Origin of the sequence: Paeniglutamicibacter cryotolerans (assembly GCF_014190875.1) — a bacterium.
GTDB classification, from domain to species: domain Bacteria; phylum Actinomycetota; class Actinomycetes; order Actinomycetales; family Micrococcaceae; genus Paeniglutamicibacter; species Paeniglutamicibacter cryotolerans.
The window spans coordinates 1,180,177-1,200,360 of record NZ_JACHVS010000001.1; the positions used below are offsets into that span (position 1 = coordinate 1,180,177).

Consider the following 20,184-nt stretch of genomic DNA (forward strand, 5'->3'; position numbering starts at 1 on the left):
TCGGGCAATCTATTCCGTTTCTGGAATACTTCGGAGCTTCGGGGGACGGGACGCTGCGCAGGATTCTCGTTGCGGGACGGTAATATCCTGAGGGTGATCACCCCCCGAGTCGGCACGGCCCCGTACCTGAAAAACACCTCCACAGGACAGCTGTCCGGCTGGCCGCTGGCCTTCGCCCACCGTGGGTTCTCCCCGTCCGGCGCCGAAAACACCATGGCGGCCTTTGCGGCCGCCGTTGAACTGGGATTCGGCTACCTGGAGACCGACGTGCGGACCTCTGCCGACGGAGTGCTGGTGGTTTTCCACGACGAAACGGTGGACCGGGTGACCGACGGCACCGGGAAGGTCTCGGACCTTTCGCTCGAGCAGCTGCGCACGCTGCGGGTGGCCGGCCGTGAACAGATTCCCACGTTCGATGAGCTGCTCTCGGCCTGGCCTGATATCAGACTAAATGTGGATGCCAAGGACGAATGCTCCGCCACGTTGCTGGCGCGGGCCATCGAACGCCACGGGGCCCATGACCGGGTGCTGGTTGCGTCCTTCGACGAGGCGCGTAGCCGGTTCGCGCTGGCGGCAATGGGCCGTCCGGTGGCCTGGAGCTCGGGCAGCGCCACGGCCGCGTTGGCCGTGGCGCTCGGGGCGCTGGGCCTGCACCGCCTCATCCGCTCCCGGCTCTCGCGGACGACGGCGCTGCAGGTGCCGGTGCGCCAGGGCCCGTTCAGGGTCATCACCCCCGGTTTCATCCGGCGGGCCCATGCGGCGGGGGTGCAGGTGCACGCCTGGGTCATCGATGACCAGCAACAGATGCGTGAGCTGCTCGAGATGGGCGTCGACGGGCTGATGAGCGATCGGGCGGACCTTCTTGCCGCCGTCATGGCCGAACGCGGCACCTGGCCGCAACGGAACTAGCCGAAAGCCCCGCCAGCCAGCTTCGAGAGCGGCTCCAGCGCCATCGGAGCGAAGCGGAGCAGGTCGGATTCGGGGGCGTCGGCCAGCAGCCGCATCCAGGTGGCGTGGCGGTGCAGCGGTTCGACCACCAGCGCCGCCTCGAGCAGCGGGTAGAGCTCGTCGGGAGTCCCGAAGTCGGCCCACTGTCCGAGGTAGGCCCCGATCACCCGCATGATCCGCGGATCGTCGGCATCGGTGTTCCATCCGGTGGCCAGCCGCTGCAGCGGGTGGGCCAGCGAGGCGAACGGGTGGCCCCAGCTGGCATCGCCGAGGTTCAGGATGCGCAGCATCGCATCCCCGCTGCCGGGCAGGAACGCGCGGCTCCTATCGAACGATCCGTGATCCAGGCTCAACGGCACCGGACCGGCGGCCAACAGCTCGCAGGCCCGCCGGAACCCCGTGGATTCGCGCAACAGCGCCTCGGCGTCGTTCGCGGGGATCCCCAGCGGGTGCCCGGGGGGCAGTGAAGCGTGGAGCATGAGCTGGTTTTCGAGGTCATCGGCCAGCCACTGCGGATCGAGGTGCTGGATGCCCGCATCGAAGAGGAGCTCGCCGGAGTCCAGCAGCCCGATCTGCAGCAGCGCCAGCTCGGCCAGGAGCCGCTCCCAGATCTCGTCGGTGACCTCGACCCGGTCGAACGTGGTGCCGTAATCGGGGCTGAGCATCCACCCGCGCTCCGGTTCGATGGCCAGCGGCATCACCAGCCGGTCGGGGAGCACAGTGGCCGCTGCCGCCGTGATGGATGCCTCGGCTACCTGCCCGGGGGACAGGGCCTTGAGGAAGATCAGCCCATGGTCGGTGGCCGCGGTGAAGTGCGCGGCGCGGAAACCGATCCCGGCCGGCTGGAGCGGACCGGTCCGCTGCAGTGAGTAAGCAGCGCAGGCCAGATCGACCCACGCCTCGGCGTCGGGGCGCCATTCCTCGCTATCCCAGTGCATGTTCCATTCGGCCACCTTCCCATCCTATCGACCCTGTCCCCCAAGACGGTGGCCGGAACCCGGACCTGAACGGGGGACGGGTGCCGGCCACCTGGCGGGGCTTGGTCGGATCAGCCCAGCTTGCTGGGCGTGGTGCCCTGGTCCGTATCGGATGCAACCGGTTCGGTGCCGCGGGCCCGGGCGATGGAACGCATCAGGTGGTAGACCACCAGCGTGGCTGCCGTGCCCAAGGCAATGCCGCCGAACTGCACCTGGCCGATGGCAAGCACATTATCGCCGTAGAGCGCGATGGCGATAATCAGGCCGGTTCCGGCGGTCATCAGGTTGATCGGGTTGGCGAAGTCGACCTTGTTCTGCACCCAGAGCCGGGCGCCGACGATGGCGATCATGCCGTAGAGCACTATGCCGGCGCCACCGGCAACGCCCTCGGGAATCGTGTTGATCAGCACGCCGAACTTCGGGAAGAACGCCAGGGCGATGGCCACGGCGCCGGCGATCCAGTAGGCGGCGGTCGAGTAGACCCGCGAGGCGGCCATGACGCCGATGTTCTCGGCGTAGGTGGTGGTTCCGGATCCGCCGCCCATGCCGGCGATCATCGTTGCGGCCCCGTCGGCCATCAGCGCGCGGCCGTTGACATCGTCGAGTTCCTTGCCGGTCATCAGCGAGACCGTCTTCACGTGTCCGACGTTCTCGGCGATCAGCACGAAGACCACGGGAAGGAACAGGGCGAGCGTGTCCACGTGGAAGGTGGGTGTTGCGAAGTCCGGCAGGCCGATCCAGGCCGCACTGCCGATCTTGGAGAAGTCGACTTGGCCCTGGGCCCAGGCGGCCAGGTAGCCCACGATGATGCCCAGCAGGATGGAGAGACGTCCCAGCATGCCGCGGAACAGCACTGTGGTGATGATGATCGCCAGCACCGTGGTGAAGGTGGTTAGCGGGAAATCGACGATCTTCGAGGTGGTGGAGGTCGCCAGGTTCAACCCGATCAGCGCGACGATGGTGCCCATGACCACCGGTGGCATCAGCGCGTGGATCCACGCAGTGCCCGCCTTCTGCACGATCAGGCCGACAATGAACAGAGCGGCACCGGCGATCACGATGCCGCCGAGTGCGCCACCCATGCCGTGGGTGGCCATCGCCCCGGTGACCGGGGCGATGAAGGCGAAGGAGGAGCCCAGATAGCTGGGGATCCGGCCGGCGGTAATGATCAGGAAGAGCAGCGTTCCAATGCCGGTGAAGAGCAGCGTGGTGGTGACGGGGAACCCGGTGATGGTGGGGACCAGGACCGTGGCACCGAACATGGCCATGACGTGCTGGACGCCGACGCCGATGGTCTGTGGCCAAGCCAACCGCTCATCGGGGGCCACCACCGTTCCAGGACGGATTGTGGTGCCATCCCCGTGGAGGGACCAGCCAATGCCTAAACGGTTGCTCATGAGGGCCTTTCGGAACGGGATGCGGGGGAGTCCGGGCCCCAGCTGCCCTGCGGACGCTGGGAACCCGTTTGGCATCCTATCCCGCGGGTGCAAGTCCCCGCTGGCAGAAGCCGACCCCTTCCGGAAGCTGGTGCGCTCCCGGAAGGAACCGACGCGCCACGGGTCAGCGCGAGTCGGCCACCGCTTCCCCGGGAATCAGGGCATCGGCACGCGTCTGGGCGAAGAAGCGCAGCTCGTGCACGCCCGAGGCCTCGAAGGCCGTCCACATCCCGCGCGCAAGTTCCTCGTCGGCCTTGGCCAACAGGTCATCGACGATTTCGATGGCCCGCGCGGTGGATGCATCGAACTGTTCCGAGGCATAGGTGGACAGCCAGTCCGCGTAGGGATGTCCGGGGTGGTTGGCGGCCGCCAGCCGGACCCCCACATCCTGGTAGATCCAGAAACACGGCAGCAGCGCGGCAGCCAGCACCGCGTACCCGGTGCCGCTGGCGAGCAGATGGTTCAGGTAGGCGGTGGTGGTCCCGCTGGGTTCCGGCACCTCATCCCCGAGCCTGCCGCGGTGCAGCAGCAGTTCATCCTCCAGGCATTCGCTGGCTGAGGCCGCCCAGAAGCGCTGCTCGGCCACCGTCGGAGCCAGTTCGCTGGCCCGCGACAGGGCCTGTGCGTAGGTGCGCAGATAGAGCGCGTCCTGTCCCAGATAGTCCTCGAAGTCGGCCCGGTCCAGCTCGCCGGAGCTCAACTGCCGGATAAAGGCCAACCGGTCTATCGCCTCCCTAATCGCTGAGATCCGTTCCCACCAGGCTGCCGTGGTCTGGCGACGGCCGGGGAGCCGGTTCCCGGCCCAGAGCCAGGCGAAATGGTTGACCGGGCCGTGGCCGGTGCCGACGGCCAGCTCGTCGGCGGCCGAAATCGACCCGGTCAGCCAGGCCTTCGCGGAGCGCAGAGCCTCCGCCCAGTCCCCGCTGCGGGCGTGGAGCGTGGCCAGGGCGGAGGACAGCGAACACCCCGTCCCGTGGGTATTGCCGGTGGCGATCCGTGATCCGGTCAGCTGGAGGAGCACGCCGTCTGCATCCACGAGCGCATCGGGGCAATCCCCGCCTTCGAGGTGTCCGCCCTTGGCCAGCACCAGCACCCCGTGGGCAGCTGCCACTGAACGGGCCTGGTCGATGGCCGTGGCCCAGTCCACCGCGGGGTGGGCATCACAGAGCACGGCGAGCTCGGGGATGTTCGGGGTGATCACGTCGGCCAGTGGCAGCAGCCGGCGCAGTGCCGCGTCGGCGTCGGCGGAAAGCAGCCGGTCCCCGCTGGTGGCTATCATGACCGGATCGAGCACTACGGCGGGCCGTGGGCCAGGACGTGGTTCGCGCAGGAACGCGGCCACAGCATCGATGTTCGGGGCGGAGCCGAGCATCCCGATCTTGATCGCGTCGATGCGCACGTCAGCGGCGACGGCCGCCAACTGCTCAACCAGGAAGGCGGCGGGCGGCACGTGCACAGCGCGCACGCCGTGGGTGTTCTGGGCCGTCAGGGCGGTGATCACACTCATCCCGTAGCCGCCGCACGCGGCAATGGATTTCAGGTCGGCCTGGATGCCGGCACCGCCGGAGGGGTCGGAGCCGGCAATGGACAGGATGTTGGGGATGGAATTCATGCCCGGATCCCCGCTTCCCATTCGGCTATCAGCTCAGCAATGGCGCCCCGCGGGTCATCGGCGGCGCAGATGGCCCGGACCACCGCCATGCCGTTGGTCCCCGCGGCAATGAGCTGTGTGGCGTCCCCCGTGCCGATGCCGCCGATCGCCACTGTGGGCAGCGTGCACCGGGCGGTCGCCGCTGCCAGTCCGTCGAACCCGAGCGGTTGCGGGTGGTCCGGTTTGGTCGGTGTGGCGCGCACGGCGCCGATGCCCAGGTAGTCGATGGTCCCGGCGGGAAGCGCATGCGCTGCGTCGAGTTCCTCCGGTGTGGAGGCGCTGAGTCCCAGCACGGAGTCGGGGCCGATCATGGCCCGCACCAGCGCAGGCGGCAGGTCCGATTGGCCGATGTGCACGCCGTGGACCTGTGCCCCGGCGGCGCGCGCGGCGAGGAACACGTCCACGCGGTCGTTGACCAGGATGCGGGCTCGGCCGGACGCGGCCCGTGCCGCGGTCAGCACTTCGTCGAGGAACGACCCCGCTGCCATGTCCTTGCAGCGCAACTGGATGGTTTGGGCCCCGCCGGCCACCGCTGCGGCGACGATCTCAGTCAATGGACGGCCCGCCGTGCTGGCGGAGTCGGCTACCAGGTAGATGCCGATGTCCCGGTTCATGCGATGACCGCCTTTTCCGCCAGCTCCGCCGGGGTAATGGCCGCCAGTTCGTCGATGAAATGCATGGCGAACGAGCCGGGTCCGGCACCGAGGGCGGCCGCGCGTTCGGAGGCCAGTGAGTAGTAGGCGTGGGCTGCCACGGTTGCCGCGAGCAGGTCGGGGGACTCAGCGGCGAAAGCGGCGCACACTGCGCCGAGCGAACAGCCGCCGCCGGTGACCCGGGTGAGCAGTTCGTTTCCGCCGTGCACCAGCACGGACCGCGTTCCGTCGGTGATGAGGTCTATCGGTCCTGAAACGGCGACGACGGCCCCGGTGCGCCGGGCCAGCTCCAGCGCGGCGTCGCGGGCCGATTCAACACCGTGGGTGGCATCCACGCCGCGGCCTCCGCCGCCATTGCCGGAGAGCGCGATGATTTCCGAGGCGTTGCCGCGGATCACCGCGGGGCAGAGGTCAAGCAAACGGCGGGCCAGTTCGGTGCGGACCGGAAGCGCACCGACGGCCACCGGATCCAGGACCCAGGGCGTTGCGTGGACGCCGGCCGCCGTAGCGGCCAACACCATGCCCTCGCGCTGTTCGGCATAGGGGGTGCCCAGATTGACCAGTACCCCCGAGGCGATGGCGGCGAATTCGGTTGCCTCGCCGGGCAGGTCGACCATGGCCGGGGCCGCCCCGATGGACAGCAGGATATTGGCGGTGAAGTTGGCGACGACGGTATTGGTCAGGCATTGGATCAAGGGGGTCTTGGAACGCACCGATTCGAGGGCGTTCGCCAGGTGGACAGGGTGGACATGTGGTGAAGGCGCAATGGAAACCATGGGCGACATCCCTCCGCTAGTGCTAACTAGATCAGGTGCGACGGGTCTTATCTCAGTCCGGCCGCTGGCCGGACACCCCGTGTCACTGCCTGTGAGCTTACTCCGATTCGGAAGGGCCGGGGCAACTCCGGCGCGGATATTGCGTGCCCACGGCCCGTGCCGGCGCGCGCGGGGGACTACGCTCGGAACATGGGCATTTTTTCTTCGCGTGGCATTGCGCCCCAGACCGCTATGGCAACGGGATCCGACGACTTCGATGACGTCCCGGAAAGCCTGGACCGGGTCGAATCGGCCGGAATTGCGGCAGTGGTGGAGTCCCTGCGCGATGCGGTGGATACCCGGTTGGCCTATCCACGCCGCTTCCGGGCCACCCAGCTCAAGGCGTTGGAGCGGATGCTGGATGCCCACGAGGCGGAATTTGTCGCTGCGCTCTACACCGATTTGGGCAAGTCCCCGGTTGAAGCCAAGCTCACCGAACTGGACCTGGTGCGGGCCGAGATCGACCACGCCCAGCTGTACCTGAGCGAATGGATGGAAGCGAAGTCGGTCAAGGTGCCGCTGGCGCTGCAGCCGGCAGCGGCGAAGGTCCAGGCCCAGCCGCTGGGCCTGGTGCTGATCATCGGCCCCTGGAACTACCCGCTGCAGCTGATCCTCGCTCCGCTGGTGGCCGCTCTTGCCGCGGGCAACGCGGTGGTGCTCAAACCCTCCGAGCTGGCCCCGGCCACCTCGGCGCTGCTGGCGAAGCTCGTGCCGCAATTCCTGGACCGTCGTGCCGTGGCGGTCATCGAGGGCGGGGCCAGCGCATCGAGCGTGCTGCTGGAGCAGAAGTTCGACCACATCTTCTACACCGGTGGCGAGCGTGTGGGACGGATCGTTGCCCTGGCCGCCGCCGCCCAGCTGACACCGGTCACGCTGGAACTGGGCGGCAAGTCCCCGGCCGTGGTGATGGATGGCAGCCACGTGGCAGTCGCCCGTCGCCTAGCCTATGGAAAGTTCATGAATGCCGGACAGACCTGCGTCGCCCCGGATTACGTGCTGGCCGTCGGCAAGGCCGCCGAACTACTCGAGGTCCAGCTGGCCAAGGCCATCGGCGGGTTCTATGGGAAGAATCCGCTGCGCAGTAAGGACTATGGCCGAATCGTGAATCTCGACCACTTCCAGAGGCTGCGCTCCTACCTGGACCAGGGTACCGTCGTGATCGGCGGCGGTTTCGACGAGGACGAGCTGAAGATCGAACCCACCGTCATGATCGATGTGGACCCGGATTCACCACTGATGCGCGAGGAAATCTTCGGCCCGATCCTACCCATCGTGAAGGTGGAGAGCTTCGACGCGGCAGTACGCTTCATCAATTCCCGCCCGCACCCGTTGGCGGCCTACCTGTTCAGTGAGAACCCGCGCCTGCAATCGGCCTTCGAGGACCAGGTCCGCGCCGGGGCGATAGTGCACAACGCACCGAACATGCACTTGGCGGTGCCCGGGCTGCCGTTCGGCGGGGTCGGGGCATCGGGCATGGGCGCGTACCATGGGCGCCACGGCTTCGAGCGTTTTTCGCAGCTGCGTCCGGTGTTCTCCAAGACGGCCGTGATCGACACGCTCAGGGCCGTGTATCCGCCCTACACCTGGGCCAAGAACAAGATCATCGGCAAGCTGCTTTAGGCGCGAACGCCCTGGACAGGGCGGGGGACCGGTTCCACCGCATCGTTGCGGTGGAACCGGTCCCCGGTTAATCCCGGCCCTCGGGGGCGCTGTCGCTACTTCTTTGCTGTCAACGCATCGACGAAGGCCTGGTTTTCGGTGATCCATTTGTCGACGATTGGTGCGTAGTTCTTGGTTTCACCGCTGTTGAACATGGCATTTTCAAGTGAGAACAAGTGTTCGTCGTCCATCTTGAAGGAGGCCATCCATTCGGTCAGCATCGGGAAATCCGTCTTGAAGTCCTTCTTGCCGTAGGTGTGGATCTTCTCGGCGGTGCCAAGCGTTCCCTTGGGGTCCTCGAGGTCGACGATCGGGAATGCGGCATAGGCCCAGTGCGGGCGCCACAGCGTGACCGCGATGTTGTCCCCGGAATCGGTGGCCTTCTTGAGTTCCGTCAGCATGGCGGCGGTCGAGGATGTCACGAAGTCCATCTTTTGCAAGCCGTACTGGGGGATTACCCGGTCGGTCACCGCCTTGGTCAGGCCGGCACCGGGCTCGATGCCCACGATCCGGTTGTCGAACTCCCCGGCCTTGGCCGCCAGCTCATCGAGCGAGGTCACGCCTGAGGATTCGTTCACGGCGACGGTCAGTTTCGCGTCGTCGTACCAGGTGCCGAGTTCGGTGATCTTGTCGCCGAACGTCTCCATGTAGCTGGCGTGGGTTTCCGGTAACCACACGTCCATGGCCATGTCCAAGTCGCCGGAGGCCATGCCGGAGAAGACCGGGGCGACATCAGCGGTGGTTAACGTCACATCGTAGCCCTTGGAGTCCAAGATGCGTTCCCACAGGTGCGAGGCGGCAAGCCCCTCGTCCCAGCCCGCGAAGACGCCGATAGTGACTTTTTCCTTGTCGCCGTTGCCCGGGCCCGAGGATGCGGCCATGTCGTTATTGGTGGCTCCGCCACCACAGGCGGTCAGTGCCAAGGCCGATGCGGCGGCCAGGGCGATCAAGGAGGTGAATCTCTTCATCATGGTGGTTCCTTTCTTGGCATCCGGGGGTGTTGCCGGATGCCCGTGCGGGATGGGGTTAGACGTGTACTGCCTTCTTGGCACCGCCCAGCGAGGCTGTGATGCGGTCAAGGAAGATGGCTAGGATGACCACCGATAGTCCGGACTCGACACCGAGGGGAGTATTGAGACCGGTCAGCGCCTGGTAGACGGCCCCGCCCAGGCCGCCGGCGCCGACCATTCCGGCGATGACGACCATGGATAGGGAGAGCATGATGATCTGATTGATGCCGGCCATGATGGTCGGCAACGCCAGCGGGAACTGGATCTGGCGCAGGATCCGCATCGGTGAGGCACCGAAGGCCTGACCGGCCTCCACCACCTCGGCCTCGACGCTGCGGATGCCCAGCTCGGTGAACCGCGCACCGGGAGCCAGCGCGAAGACCACCGTTGCCACGATGCCGGGGACCGGCCCGATGCCCAGCAAGAGCAATACCGGAATCAGGTAGACGAAGGCCGGCATCGTCTGTAGGAAGTCCATGATCGGTTTGACGATGGCCGAGACCGCATTGACCTTTGCCGCCAGGATGCCCAGCGGAACGCTTAACAGGATCGCCACGATGCTTGCCACCAGGACGAGTGCCAGCGATTGCATCGAATTTTCCCACTGGTCCATTCCGTAGATGACCGCCAGGCCGATGGCGCTTCCGATGGCCAGCTTCACCCCCTTAGCCCAGAAGGCAAGTGCCACCAGGACGATGATGACTGCCCAGAACGGAGGGGTGATCAACACCCAGGCCAGGGAATCGTACGCGGTCTGGAAAACGGCCTTGATGACGTTGAAGAGTCCCGCGAGGTTTTCTATCACCCATTCGAGGACCGAGTCGGCCCATTCGCCCACGGGGATGCGGAAGGAATCAGAGGCCAGGATCACCATCTGGTTCATGCCGGATCTCCGCCTTCCAGCATTGCCGCGTCAAAGACCGGTGGACCGGTCGCGGCCCTTCGGGATCCGTTGTCGTTTCCGGCCGTCTGTCCGGATGCGACGATGGACATCGCATTGGTCGAGGAGGGAACGTTGCCCAGGGCCGCCAGTAGCGTGGCCCTGGCGACGGCGCCGACCAAGCGGTCTTCGGAGTCGACAACCGGAAGCGGGGTGGAGCTTTCCACGGCACGGCCGAAGAGATCGTTCAATGCAGTGTCCTTCGAGACCGCATCGGCCTCCCGGGTGAGGATCAGGGCCAGGTCGGAGCCGCCGCCGTCGATCAGGGCCATGGTTTCGCGGTCGGTGACGATGCCGCGGAACCGATGTTGGCGGTCGATGACAAAGGCCCCGGAGGTCTGCTGCTGGCGCATGGTCAACAGGGCTGCGCGCGCGCCACCGTGGAGGGTGACCACTGCCCGCGGGTTTTCCATGACGGTTCCTGCCGTGAGCACACGGGTCCGGTCGACATCCCTGATGAAGGCAGCAACGTAGTCGTTGGCCGGGTGGGTGAGGATGTCATCGGGGGTGCCGATCTGGACTATCTCCCCGTCCTTCATGACGGCGATACGGTCCCCGAGGAACATTGCCTCATTCAAGTCGTGGGTGATGAAGATGATGGTCTTGCCCAGGTCTGCCTGCAGGGAAACGAGCTGGACCTGCATGTCGCGGCGGATTAGCGGATCCAATGCAGAGAAAGCCTCGTCCATGAGCAGGATGTCGGTTTCGGCGCACAGGGCCCGGGCCAGGCCCACGCGCTGCTTCATGCCGCCGGAAAGCTGGTCGGGGTATTTGGCACCCCACCCTGCCAGCCCGACGGTTTCCAACATGGTCGTCGCGCGTTCGGTGCGTTCCTGGTTGCCGACGCCCTGGATCTCCAGCCCGTAGGCCGCGTTCTCCAGAACCGTGCGGTGCGGCAACAGTGCGAAGTGCTGGAAGACCATCGAGATGCTCTTCTGGCGAACATTGCGCAGCTGCTTGCCGGTGATCCGCGCGATGTCGGTATCGCCGATGAGGACCGATCCGCTGGTCATCGGCAGCAGGCCGTTGAGCATCCGGATCAGCGTTGATTTTCCGGAGCCGGACAGGCCCATGACCACGAAGATCTCACCCGGGAAGACCTCGAAGCTTGCATCGATGACGGCCGCGGTGCCGAGCGGCTCGACATCCTTGCGGGTTTGCCCGGCCTTCAGCGCCTTGACGGCTTCCTGGGGACGGCGCCCGAAGACCTTGAATGCATTTTCCACCCGCAGTGCCGGGGCTGACTGCGTTGTCATCGGCTTCATTCGATCCCTCCACGCACCTTCCGGGGAGTTCCCGTGGCGCGATTTGTGCATCGTGGATCCCGGTGGTCGGCAATGCCCGGAGAAGGAGGGAAAAGCCAACCGTCGGAACTTTGACCCCACGCTAACAGCACGCAATTTCGTTCAGGGCGATATTGGGCCCCGGCAGCGCCTTTCTGGACGCTCCCGGGGCGCATATATGACCAATACACCCACGTCAGAACGTAGATTGTGATACGTTACGACATTGTGATACTTAAGTTTAATTGTGACTTGTAACACATTGATATACGAGCTCTTCCGCGCTCAGCCGATCACCGAATCGACCAGCGCCTTGGCCTCGGACTGGACCAGGGCCAGATGCTCGGGACCGCGGAACGACTCGGCATAGATCTTGTACACGTCCTCGGTACCCGAGGGGCGCGCGGCGAACCAGGCGTTGGCCGTGGTGACCTTCAGCCCTCCGATCGGAGCCCCGTTGCCCGGGGCCTCGGTCAGTCTGGCAGTGATCTCCTCCCCGGCCAGCGTCGTTGCCGTGACGTCGGCTGCCGACAGCCCGGCCAGCGCCGCCTTCTGCGCCGGGGTGGCCGGCGCATCGATGCGCGCATAGGCCGGGGCGCCGTGTTCAGCGGTCAATCCGGCATAGCGAAGGCTCGGCGAGCGGCCGGTGACCGCCGTGATTTCGGCACCGAGCAGCGACAGCAGGATGCCGTCCTTGTCGGTGGTCCAGGGTGATCCGTCGAAGCGCACGAAGCTGGCGCCAGCCGATTCCTCCCCGCCGAAGACCCCGCTGCCATCCAGCAGGCCGGGCACGAACCACTTGAATCCGACCGGGACCTCGAACAGCTTCCGGCCCAGTGATGCGGCGACCCGATCGATCATCGAGGAGGAGACCAGCGTCTTGCCGACCCCGGCACCGATGGGCCACAGCGGCCGGTTCCGGTAGAGGTAGTCGATGGCCACCGCCAGGTAGTGGTTCGGGTTCATCAGCCCGGCATCGGGGGTGACTATCCCGTGCCGGTCCGCATCCGCATCGTTTCCGGTGGCCAGATCGAAGTCGTGACGGCGGGAAATCAACGAGGCCATGGCGTACGGGGAGGAACAATCCATCCTGATCTTTTCGTCCCAGTCCAGGCTCATGAAACCGAAACGTGGGTCCACCTCGGGGTTCACCACGCTCAGGTCCAGCCGGTGGGTCTCGGCGATCGCTCCCCAGTAATCAACAGAAGCCCCGCCCATCGGGTCGGCTCCAATGCGCACGCCCGCGGCCCGGATCGCATCCAGGTCCAGCACCGAGGGCAGGTCGCCCACGTAGGCAGCCATGAAGTCGTGGCTTCCGATGGCCCCGGACAGTCGGGCCGCTGCCAGTTGCCGGCGTTTAACCCCGCAGAGCCCGGCCTCGAGCAGCTCATTGGCCCGGTCAGCGATCCAGCCGGTGGCCTCCGAATCGGCGGGTCCCCCGTGCGGCGGGTTGTATTTGAAGCCACCGTCGGCCGGAGGATTGTGCGACGGTGTGACCACGATGCCGTCGGCCCGCGCGGCACCGGCCACGGCGTTGTGGCACAGGATGGCGTGGCTGACGGCCGGGGTGGGGGTCCATCCGTTGCGGGCATCGGCGAGCACCCTGACCCCGTTGCCTGCCAGCACCTCGAGCGCCGTGTCCTGGGCCGGGCCGGAGAGGGCATGGGTGTCCTTGCCGATGAACAGCGGGCCGGTGATCCCGGCGCGGGTGCGGTAGTCCACGATCGCCTGGGTGGTCGCCGCGATGTGGTCCTCGTTGAAGGAGGCCCTCAACGAGCTGCCGCGGTGGCCCGAGGTGCCGAAGGCAACGCGTTGGTCGGCTTGGCCGGGATCCGGATGGACGTCGAAGTAGGCGCCGAGCAGCGCATCGATGTCGACGAGGTCCTGGGGGAGGGCACGGGTGCCCGCACGATTTTCGGTCATGTCACCAGCTTGTCAGAAAACCCTGACGTGGGCCGGTTGGTTTCGGACAAATGGCGGCGGGCCGGCGTCCCGTCCCCGAAGGGAGGGGACGCCGGCCCGCCGCGTGCCTTGGCGGGTCCTAGCGGACCGAACCCATCAGCTTCTTGAGCATCGGCGCGCAGGCGGCCAGTGCGATCGACAGCACGATGGCCGTGCCGCCCAAGGCCAGGAAGTACGGGATCTCATTGCCCGGGACGTAGTACCCGGCCAGAATGCCGGCCAGGGTGGTGCCCAGGGAGATCGAGAGGAAGAACAGTGCCACCATTTGGGTTCCGAAGGCCGCCGGGGCGAGCTTCGTGGTCACCGACTGGCCGATCGGGCTCAGTAGCAGTTCCGCCAGGGTGCACAGGAACAGGATGCCGACCAGGGCCATCAACGGGGTCTTTTCCAGCGATTCGAGCGGGATGAAGGTCAGGAAGGCGAGGCCGACGATGGCCAGCGATAACGAGAACTTGATCGCGGTGCCCGGCTGCCGGGTACCCAGCTTCGTCCAGAGCGCAGCGAACACCCCAGCCAGCACGATGATGAACACCGGGTTGATCGACTGTACCCAGCTGGCCGGCATTTCCCAGCCGAAGATGGTGCGGTCCAGGCGTTCCTCGGAGTACACGGCAATGAACGTGAACTGCTGCTGGTACAGGGCCCAGAAGGCGGCGGAGGCGATGTACAGCGGGATGAAGGCAAACACCTGACGGCGTTCGGTGTGGGTGACGCGCGTGGAGGAGAGGATAACCCAGAAGTAGATGATGGTGCAGAGAATGACCACGACGGCAATCGTATTGGCCAGGTTCTCTACCTTGATCCACCCCAGGAGGAAAACTGCGGCGAGGCCGACGACGCCGGCCAGGAAGAATCCGGCGTAGCGCGGGCGCTTGTCGACGGGCAGCGGGTTGGCCACATGGTGGACCGATGCCGGGAGGTTCTTGCGGCCCATCGTGTAGATGGTCAGGCCCAAGGCCATGCCGATCGCCGCAGCGCCGAAGCCGATGTGGAAGCCGAGCGTCTGCTGGAGGAACCCGGTGAGCAGCGGGCCAAGGAGCCCGCCGACGTTCACGCCCATGTAGAAGATGGAGAATCCGGCATCGCGCCGGGTGTCTTCCTTCGTGTAAAGCGAGCCGACCAATGCCGTGGCATTGGCCTTCAGCCCGCCGGAGCCCACTGCGACCAGGACAAGGCCGATGGCCAGGCCCATGCCGCCGGGGATCAGGGCCAGGGCAACGTGGCCGCCCATGATCAGGAACGCGGAGAAGTACAGGACACGCTCGGAACCGAGCAGGCGGTCAGCGACCCAAGCGCCGAGGATGGTGCTCAGGTACACGGCTCCGCCGTAGGCGCCAACCAGGCTCAGGGCGAGTTCCTTGGACAGGCCGAGACCGCCCTGCTCCACGGTGAAGTACATGTAGTAGGCCAAGATGGCCTGCATGCCGTAGAAGGAGAACCGCTCCCACATTTCCACGCTGAAAAGATTCGAGAGAGTTCGAGGATGTCCAAAGAAACCTGTGTTCTTCGCGTCCACGGACCCGGTGGTGATCGTCATAATTCATATTTTCCGCCTGATTGGCGAATATCTCACACTTATTAGATGTGCATCACATTCGCGCAAGTTGGGCGGCGACGGCCAAAAGCAGAGCTTCGGATCCCTTCCGGCCGATGAGCTGGACACCCATCGAGAGCCCGCCGGCCGTCCGCAGCGTCGGGATGACCAGCGCCGGAAGGCCGGCGACATTCACCATCGAGGTGAAGGGCGTGTATTGGCACTGGAGCATGTAATCGGTGTCCGCGTCGTGGGACAGGTAGTGTCCCACCGGCGGTGGCAGCGTGGCCATGGCCGGCGTCAGCACCAGATCGTAGCGACCCCACTGGGTGCGGAAATCCTCGGCGATCTCCCGCAACACGGTGGCCGCCTCGAAGTTGGCCTGCGGGGCGCGGGCAAGCGCGCGTTCGCGGAAAGAGCGCGCCAGTGCGGTTAATTTTCCAGCTCCGCCCGCTGGCAGCGGAGCGGCGCCAAGCCCGGCGGTCCAGATCGTCGAGAAGGCCTCGGGGTATCGGGGGTCGTAGTGGAACGCGGCTTCCTCGGTGTGGTGGCCAGCCGCTCCCAGCCGTGCCGTGCCCGATGCCAGGGCCCGATGAGCCTCCGGCGCCAACGGGATCGGGTAGGTCGTGGCGAAGGGGGATGCCAAGGAGATGCCGATGCGCAGCCCCTGCAGTGCGTCCAGTTCCCGCTCGCCCAGCGCAGAGAGGTAGCCCTCCTGCGGATCCCCTGTCATGGCATCAAGCAACATTGCCGCATCGCCAGCCGCATGCGCCAGCGGGCCGGAGACGGTCAGCTTCGGTGCTCCGAAGGCATCGGTTCTTCCCTCGCGCACGTCGGTGGGCACGGTTCCCAGTCCCGGCTTCAGCCCGATCAGTCCACATGCCGAAGCAGGAATGCGTACCGAGCCACCGCCGTCGTTCCCCGGTCCGACGGGCAGCATGCCCGAAGCGACGGCCGCCGCGCTGCCGCCGCTGGACCCGCCCGCTGAGCGCGAGGGGTCCAGCGGATTGCGGGCCGGGGCGCTGATGAGGTTCTCCGAATGGCAGCTGAGTCCGAATTCCGGGACCTGGGTCTTGCCCAAACACACTGCCCCGGCGGCCGAAAGCAGTGCCACCAGGGGGTCGTCGCGCTCGGCGGGCGCCGGTTTCATGGCGGCCGTGCCGTAACTGGTGGGTACCCCGGCCACATCCAACAGGTCCTTGTAGGCCAGTGGCATCCCGTGCAACGTCGGGAGTGGATTCCCGGCCCGCAGTATGGAGCCGCGGCGCTCATCGGCGGCCGCGGCCGATTTCAGCGCGGATTCGGCGGTGATCGTGATGAAGCTGCCTAGCGTCGGGTTCAGTTCGGTGATGCGGTCCAGGAAGTACGTGGTGGCCTCCCGGGCAGAAACGTGTCCGTTGGCCAGTGCAGCGCGCAGTTCGGTGGCGGCCAGCTGCGAAATTTCAGTCATGCTCGGATCATCCCATTGTGGCGGACTTCCTGCACGTCTGGCCGCTTCATCTTCGGCCCCCGCGGGTCCCCCCGGTTATAGGCTTGAGGCAAAACCCCGGTGTCGCAGTATGAAGGGACGCAACATGGATGGCTTGGAAATAGTAGGCGTCAGCGAGATCCCGCAGGACGCCATGATCGTGGACGTGCGCGAGGACTATGAATGGAACGAGGGCCACGCCTTGGGCGCGGTTCACATTCCGATGGCCGATCTGCCCGCGCGCATCGACGAGCTGGATCCCGATGAAGACACCTATGTGATGTGCCGGACCAGTGGGCGTTCACTGCACGCCGCTGCCTGGCTCCTCGATCAGGGGTACAGCATCTTCGTGGTCGGCGGCGGCGCCGGCGCGTGGATGGAAGCAGGCCTTCCCATGGCCTCCGAAAACGACCAGGAGCCTAACGTCCGATGATCTATACCTATTTGGGCCCAGCCGGAACCTTCACCGAGGCTGCCCTGCTGCAGGTTCCGGGGGCAGCACAGGCCACCCGAGTGCCCTCCACCAACGTCAACACGGCATTGGAGATGGTCCGGTGCGGCGAGGCGGACGCTGCCATGGTCCCGATCGAAAACTCGGTCGAGGGCGGCGTCTCGGCGACCCTAGACGCCATTGCCACGGGCGAACCGCTGCAGATCCTGGCCGAGGTGCTGGTCCCGATCACCTTCGTACTGACGGTCCGCGAGGGAGTGGAATCACTGGCACAGATCCGGACGGTGGCCACGCACGGGCACGCCTGGGCGCAATGCCGCGGGTGGGCCGAGAAGAATATTCCGAAAGCGGAATTTGTTCCGGCCTCGTCCACGGCTGCCGGAGCGCTGGGGCTGCTTGATCCGCTGGCCCACCACGATGCGGCGATTTCCTCGCCGCTCGTCGCGGCCGAGGAAAACCTGCGCGTGCTGGCCGGTCCGGTGGAGGACAACGCCGGTGCGGTGACCCGCTTCGTACTGGTCGGCAAGCCTGGCCCTATTCCCGAACCGACCGGCAATGACAAGACCACGGTGATCCTGCCGTTGGCCGAGGACCGGCCCGGTGCGCTGATGGAGATCCTCGAGCAGTTCGTGGTGCGCGGGGTCAACCTCAGCCGCATTGAATCCCGCCCCACCGGCGAAGGGCTCGGGCACTACTTCTTCTCGGTGGACGTCGAGGGCCATCTGGCACAGGCGCGGATCGCCGACGCGCTCACAGGGCTGCACCGGGTCTGCCCGGACCTGCGCTTCCTGGGATCATACCCGGCCGCCGGAGGCCTCGTCACGACGGTGGACGACCACACGTCGGATAAGGCCTTCGCCAGGGCCAACGCCTGGGTCGCGGGGCTGCGGGGCAACCTGGGCAGTTAGCCGGATCCGTTGCTCAGATCCCGTCAAGCCGGCCCAGGCGCATCCTGATCGATGCCGGCTTCACGGTGACTGTCAGCCCGTTCACCAGCCCGGTCGGGTCCCCGTCGATCTGGGTGTTCATCGGCTCGTGGCAGCGCAGCGAGAGCGACGCCGTGGGGTAGAAACCCATCTGCGGGATCGATCCCCGATGACGGAAGGTGGTCTTCAGCAGGATCCAGACCCAGCCGGCCACGCTGCGCGGGCTGAGCACCACCACGTCGAGCAGCCCGTCATCGACCCGGGCGTCGGGCACCAGGTCCAGGCCCTGCAGCTTGCCGCAATTGGCAAAGAGTACCGAGCGGACGCTACGCGTCTGTTCCGGGGCGCCGTCCAAGGCGATGGAGATCTTCTTCCGCTTGCCCGGGAGGTGCCGGAAGCCGGCTTCCGAGTATGCGAGCCAGCCGACCTTGGCCTTGAGCCCCTCGTCGGTGTCGTCCATGATGTCGGCATCGGAGCCGATGCCGGCGATGACCAAGAAGGTGTGCTCGACGCGTTTCCCGTCCGTCTGTTCCAGCTCGATCAGCCCGGTGTCGATGAGGCGCACCGCGCCGGTCACCGCATCGAAGGCGGCCGCCAAGGGATCATCGAGCGGAATTTCGAGGTTCCTGGCCAACAAGTTCCCGGTGCCCAGCGGAATGATGCCCAAGGACGCCGTCCCGTGCACCAGCGATTCGGCCACGGCGCGCACCGTCCCGTCCCCGCCTGCGGCGATGACCAGGTCGCAGCCGGCTTCGAGGGCCCTGAGCGCAGCATCGCGCCCTGCGTCTTCGGGCGTGGTTTCGAAGATCAACGGTGCCGGGATTCCGGCCTCGGCGCAGACGTGGAGCACGGCGGCGGCCGCCGCTCCGGTGCCCGCCTTGGTCGGGTTCAGCACCACGGCTACCTTGCGTGCTGTCGATTCCCCTCCGGCGCGCGGCAGCTTCGAGGTGGGTCGGTTCCGGTTGGCGAGCTTGCGTACGGAGAACCAGCTGACCGCGGCGGTGATGCCCGCGACGGCCGACAGGAGCAACGCAATGAGGCGATTCCTTGGCATGATGCACCCACACTAACCGGGATTCGATACGCTTGTGGGGTGATCGACGTAAAAGAACTCAGCGAGAATCCTGATTTGTTCCGTGCCTCGCAGCGGGACCGTGGGGCCGACGAATCCGTGGTTGACCGGATTATCGCCGCGGATGCGCTTCGACGCGAGTCGATTGCCGCCTTCGAGGCGCTGCGCGCGGAGCAGAAGATCTTCTCCAAGAAGGTCGGCGCCGCCAAGGGCGAGGAGAAGGCCGCGTTGCTGGCCGAGGTCAAGGACCTCTCCGCCAACGTGAAGGCCGCCGAGGCCGCCTCCAACGCGGCCCAGGCCGAACTCACTGCCCTGGCGCGCTCGGTGCCGAACCTGATCCAGGAGGGTGCTCCGGCCGGTGGCGAAGACGACTTTACCGTCGTCAAGATCGTGGGTACTCCGCGTGACTTCGCCGCCGAGGGCTTCGAACCCCGCGACCACCTGGAACTGGGCGAACTGCTCGGCGCCATCGACATGGAACGCGGCGCCAAGGTCTCCGGATCGCGCTTCTACTTCCTCAAGGGCGTCGGCGCACGGCTCGAAATCGCGCTGATGAACATGGCATTGGAGCAGTCGTTGCAGAACGGCTTCATCCCGATGATCACCCCGACCCTGGTGCGTCCTGAGACCATGCAGGGCACCGGATTCGACGTCGCCCACGACGACGAGATCTATAAGCTCGAGCGCGACGACATGTACCTCGTCGGTACCTCCGAGGTGGCCTTGGCCGGCTATCACGCTGAGGAGATCCTTGACCTGTCAGACGGTCCGACCCGCTATGCCGGTTGGAGCTCCTGCTACCGCCGCGAGGCCGGTTCCGCAGGCAAGGACACCCGCGGCATCATCCGCGTGCACCAGTTCAACAAGCTGGAAATGTTCGTTTACTGCCCGGTGGAGCAGGCGGCCGAGGAACACCAGCGCCTGCTGGCCTGGGAAGAGGAAATGCTGGCCAAGGTCGAGCTGCCCTACCGGGTGATCGATACGGCCGCCGGTGACTTGGGCATGAGTGCCGCACGCAAGTTCGACTGCGAGGCATGGGTCCCGACCCAGGGCGACTACCGCGAACTGACGTCAACCTCGAACTGCACCACGTTCCAGGCGCGTCGCCTGAACATCCGGGAACGAGAGATCGACGCCGAAGGCAAGCCGGGCAAGACCCGCTCCGTCGCGACACTCAATGGCACCCTAGCCACGACCCGCTGGATCGTCGCCATCCTGGAGCACCACCAGAACCCGGACGGCTCGGTCAACGTGCCCGTCGCACTGCGCCCGTACTTGGGCGGCATGGAAGTCCTGCCGGTCCTCTAGGCGGCAGCAGGGCACGAGCCGGCCCGGCCCGGATCCGTCAGCGGCGGATCCGGACCGGGCCGTTGCGTTTGACGCGGGTTCGGGGGGGGGG

17 protein-coding genes and 1 riboswitch are annotated in these 20,184 nt (G+C 66.2%); of the genes, 5 read left to right on the top strand and 12 right to left on the bottom strand.

Translation table 11 applies throughout. The annotated features are described in order from the left end of the window. Positions 1-87 precede the first annotated feature (87 nt). Positions 88-909, top strand: a complete 822-nt coding sequence (locus E9229_RS05635) for a glycerophosphodiester phosphodiesterase (RefSeq protein WP_407671353.1) — start codon at positions 88-90, stop codon at positions 907-909. Here E9229_RS05635 and E9229_RS05640 read toward each other — a convergent pair. The 5 genes from E9229_RS05640 to thiM form a co-directional block, all read right to left on the bottom strand. Beyond that, complete coding sequence (locus tag E9229_RS05640) at positions 906-1,901, bottom strand: hypothetical protein (RefSeq protein ID WP_183510294.1); 996 nt, start codon at positions 1,899-1,901, stop codon at positions 906-908. The two genes, E9229_RS05635 and E9229_RS05640, sit on opposite strands and share 4 nt — an antisense overlap. A gap of 95 nt (positions 1,902-1,996) precedes the next feature. Further along, positions 1,997-3,322, bottom strand: coding sequence for a uracil-xanthine permease family protein (locus E9229_RS05645; RefSeq protein WP_183510295.1), 1,326 nt, complete (start codon positions 3,320-3,322; stop codon positions 1,997-1,999). A 163-nt stretch (positions 3,323-3,485) separates the two neighbouring features. Continuing rightward, positions 3,486-4,973, bottom strand: a complete 1,488-nt coding sequence (locus tag E9229_RS05650) for a bifunctional hydroxymethylpyrimidine kinase/phosphomethylpyrimidine kinase (protein ID WP_183510296.1) — start codon at positions 4,971-4,973, stop codon at positions 3,486-3,488. Beyond that, positions 4,970-5,626 carry a thiamine phosphate synthase gene (thiE, locus tag E9229_RS05655; protein ID WP_183510298.1) on the bottom strand — a complete coding sequence of 219 codons (657 nt, stop codon included), beginning with the start codon at positions 5,624-5,626 and terminating at the stop codon, positions 4,970-4,972. The genes E9229_RS05650 and thiE overlap by 4 nt, the downstream gene beginning before the upstream one ends. Further along, positions 5,623-6,441: a hydroxyethylthiazole kinase gene (gene thiM / locus E9229_RS05660; protein WP_183510299.1), complete on the bottom strand. Its 819-nt coding sequence runs from the start codon at positions 6,439-6,441 to the stop codon at positions 5,623-5,625. The genes thiE and thiM overlap by 4 nt, the downstream gene beginning before the upstream one ends. Further along, positions 6,433-6,531: riboswitch (TPP riboswitch) on the bottom strand. Its footprint overlaps the gene before it by 9 nt. A gap of 141 nt (positions 6,532-6,672) precedes the next feature. On the opposite strand from thiM, the gene E9229_RS05665 reads away from it, so the two are divergent. Beyond that, positions 6,673-8,100, top strand: a complete 1,428-nt coding sequence (locus E9229_RS05665; protein WP_183511900.1) for an aldehyde dehydrogenase family protein — start codon at positions 6,673-6,675, stop codon at positions 8,098-8,100. A 95-nt stretch (positions 8,101-8,195) separates the two neighbouring features. Here the strand turns inward: E9229_RS05665 and E9229_RS05670 are convergent, their stop codons facing one another. From E9229_RS05670 to E9229_RS05695, 6 genes are all read right to left on the bottom strand, one after another. After that, positions 8,196-9,110 (bottom strand): glycine betaine ABC transporter substrate-binding protein, encoded by a 915-nt coding sequence (locus E9229_RS05670; RefSeq protein WP_183510300.1) that lies wholly within the window; start codon positions 9,108-9,110, stop codon positions 8,196-8,198. Between the two features lie 55 nt (positions 9,111-9,165). Continuing rightward, positions 9,166-10,032 (bottom strand): ABC transporter permease, encoded by an 867-nt coding sequence (locus E9229_RS05675; protein WP_183510301.1) that lies wholly within the window; start codon positions 10,030-10,032, stop codon positions 9,166-9,168. Beyond that, positions 10,029-11,354, bottom strand: a complete 1,326-nt coding sequence (locus tag E9229_RS05680; RefSeq protein ID WP_183510302.1) for a quaternary amine ABC transporter ATP-binding protein — start codon at positions 11,352-11,354, stop codon at positions 10,029-10,031. Before E9229_RS05680 ends, E9229_RS05675 begins: the two co-directional genes overlap by 4 nt. 303 nt (positions 11,355-11,657) lie before the next feature. Beyond that, positions 11,658-13,295 (bottom strand): phosphoglucomutase (alpha-D-glucose-1,6-bisphosphate-dependent), encoded by a 1,638-nt coding sequence (gene pgm / locus E9229_RS05685; protein ID WP_183510303.1) that lies wholly within the window; start codon positions 13,293-13,295, stop codon positions 11,658-11,660. Positions 13,296-13,413: 118 nt separating this feature from the next. Further along, complete coding sequence (locus E9229_RS05690) at positions 13,414-14,871, bottom strand: peptide MFS transporter (protein ID WP_183510305.1); 1,458 nt, start codon at positions 14,869-14,871, stop codon at positions 13,414-13,416. 52 nt (positions 14,872-14,923) lie between these two features. Beyond that, the gene (locus tag E9229_RS05695) at positions 14,924-16,318 is read right to left on the bottom strand and encodes an amidase (protein ID WP_183510306.1); all 1,395 of its coding nucleotides are present in this window, start codon (positions 16,316-16,318) and stop codon (positions 14,924-14,926) included. Between the two features lie 124 nt (positions 16,319-16,442). Between E9229_RS05695 and E9229_RS05700 the strand changes: the two genes are divergently transcribed. Both E9229_RS05700 and pheA read left to right on the top strand, forming a co-directional pair. After that, positions 16,443-16,769, top strand: a complete 327-nt coding sequence (locus tag E9229_RS05700) for a rhodanese-like domain-containing protein (protein WP_183510307.1) — start codon at positions 16,443-16,445, stop codon at positions 16,767-16,769. After that, positions 16,766-17,695, top strand: a complete 930-nt coding sequence (pheA, locus tag E9229_RS05705; protein ID WP_183510308.1) for a prephenate dehydratase — start codon at positions 16,766-16,768, stop codon at positions 17,693-17,695. Before E9229_RS05700 ends, pheA begins: the two co-directional genes overlap by 4 nt. Positions 17,696-17,708: 13 nt before the next feature. Here pheA and E9229_RS05710 read toward each other — a convergent pair whose 3' ends face one another. Then, complete coding sequence (locus E9229_RS05710) at positions 17,709-18,767, bottom strand: diacylglycerol/lipid kinase family protein (RefSeq protein ID WP_183510310.1); 1,059 nt, start codon at positions 18,765-18,767, stop codon at positions 17,709-17,711. A 39-nt stretch (positions 18,768-18,806) separates the two neighbouring features. On the opposite strand from E9229_RS05710, the gene serS reads away from it, so the two are divergent. Beyond that, positions 18,807-20,093 (top strand): serine--tRNA ligase, encoded by a 1,287-nt coding sequence (gene serS, locus E9229_RS05715; RefSeq protein ID WP_183510311.1) that lies wholly within the window; start codon positions 18,807-18,809, stop codon positions 20,091-20,093. Positions 20,094-20,184: the final 91 nt, after the last annotated feature.

Excerpts from the sequence above, each read along its gene's own strand:
- E9229_RS05645 (WP_183510295.1), bottom strand. The coding sequence starts at position 3,322 with ATGAGCAACCGTTTAGGCATTGGCTGGTCCCTCCACGGGGATGGCACC.
- E9229_RS05650 (WP_183510296.1), bottom strand. The coding sequence starts at position 4,973 with ATGAATTCCATCCCCAACATCCTGTCCATTGCCGGCTCCGACCCCTCC.
- thiE (WP_183510298.1), bottom strand. The coding sequence starts at position 5,626 with ATGAACCGGGACATCGGCATCTACCTGGTAGCCGACTCCGCCAGCACG.
- thiM (WP_183510299.1), bottom strand. The coding sequence starts at position 6,441 with ATGGTTTCCATTGCGCCTTCACCACATGTCCACCCTGTCCACCTGGCG.
- E9229_RS05665 (WP_183511900.1), top strand. The coding sequence starts at position 6,673 with ATGGCAACGGGATCCGACGACTTCGATGACGTCCCGGAAAGCCTGGAC.
- E9229_RS05670 (WP_183510300.1), bottom strand. The coding sequence starts at position 9,110 with ATGATGAAGAGATTCACCTCCTTGATCGCCCTGGCCGCCGCATCGGCC.
- E9229_RS05675 (WP_183510301.1), bottom strand. The coding sequence starts at position 10,032 with ATGAACCAGATGGTGATCCTGGCCTCTGATTCCTTCCGCATCCCCGTG.
- E9229_RS05680 (WP_183510302.1), bottom strand. The coding sequence starts at position 11,354 with ATGAAGCCGATGACAACGCAGTCAGCCCCGGCACTGCGGGTGGAAAAT.
- pgm (WP_183510303.1), bottom strand. The coding sequence starts at position 13,295 with ATGACCGAAAATCGTGCGGGCACCCGTGCCCTCCCCCAGGACCTCGTC.
- E9229_RS05690 (WP_183510305.1), bottom strand. The coding sequence starts at position 14,871 with ATGACGATCACCACCGGGTCCGTGGACGCGAAGAACACAGGTTTCTTT.
- E9229_RS05695 (WP_183510306.1), bottom strand. The coding sequence starts at position 16,318 with ATGACTGAAATTTCGCAGCTGGCCGCCACCGAACTGCGCGCTGCACTG.
- E9229_RS05700 (WP_183510307.1), top strand. The coding sequence starts at position 16,443 with ATGGATGGCTTGGAAATAGTAGGCGTCAGCGAGATCCCGCAGGACGCC.
- pheA (WP_183510308.1), top strand. The coding sequence starts at position 16,766 with ATGATCTATACCTATTTGGGCCCAGCCGGAACCTTCACCGAGGCTGCC.
- E9229_RS05710 (WP_183510310.1), bottom strand. The coding sequence starts at position 18,767 with ATGCCAAGGAATCGCCTCATTGCGTTGCTCCTGTCGGCCGTCGCGGGC.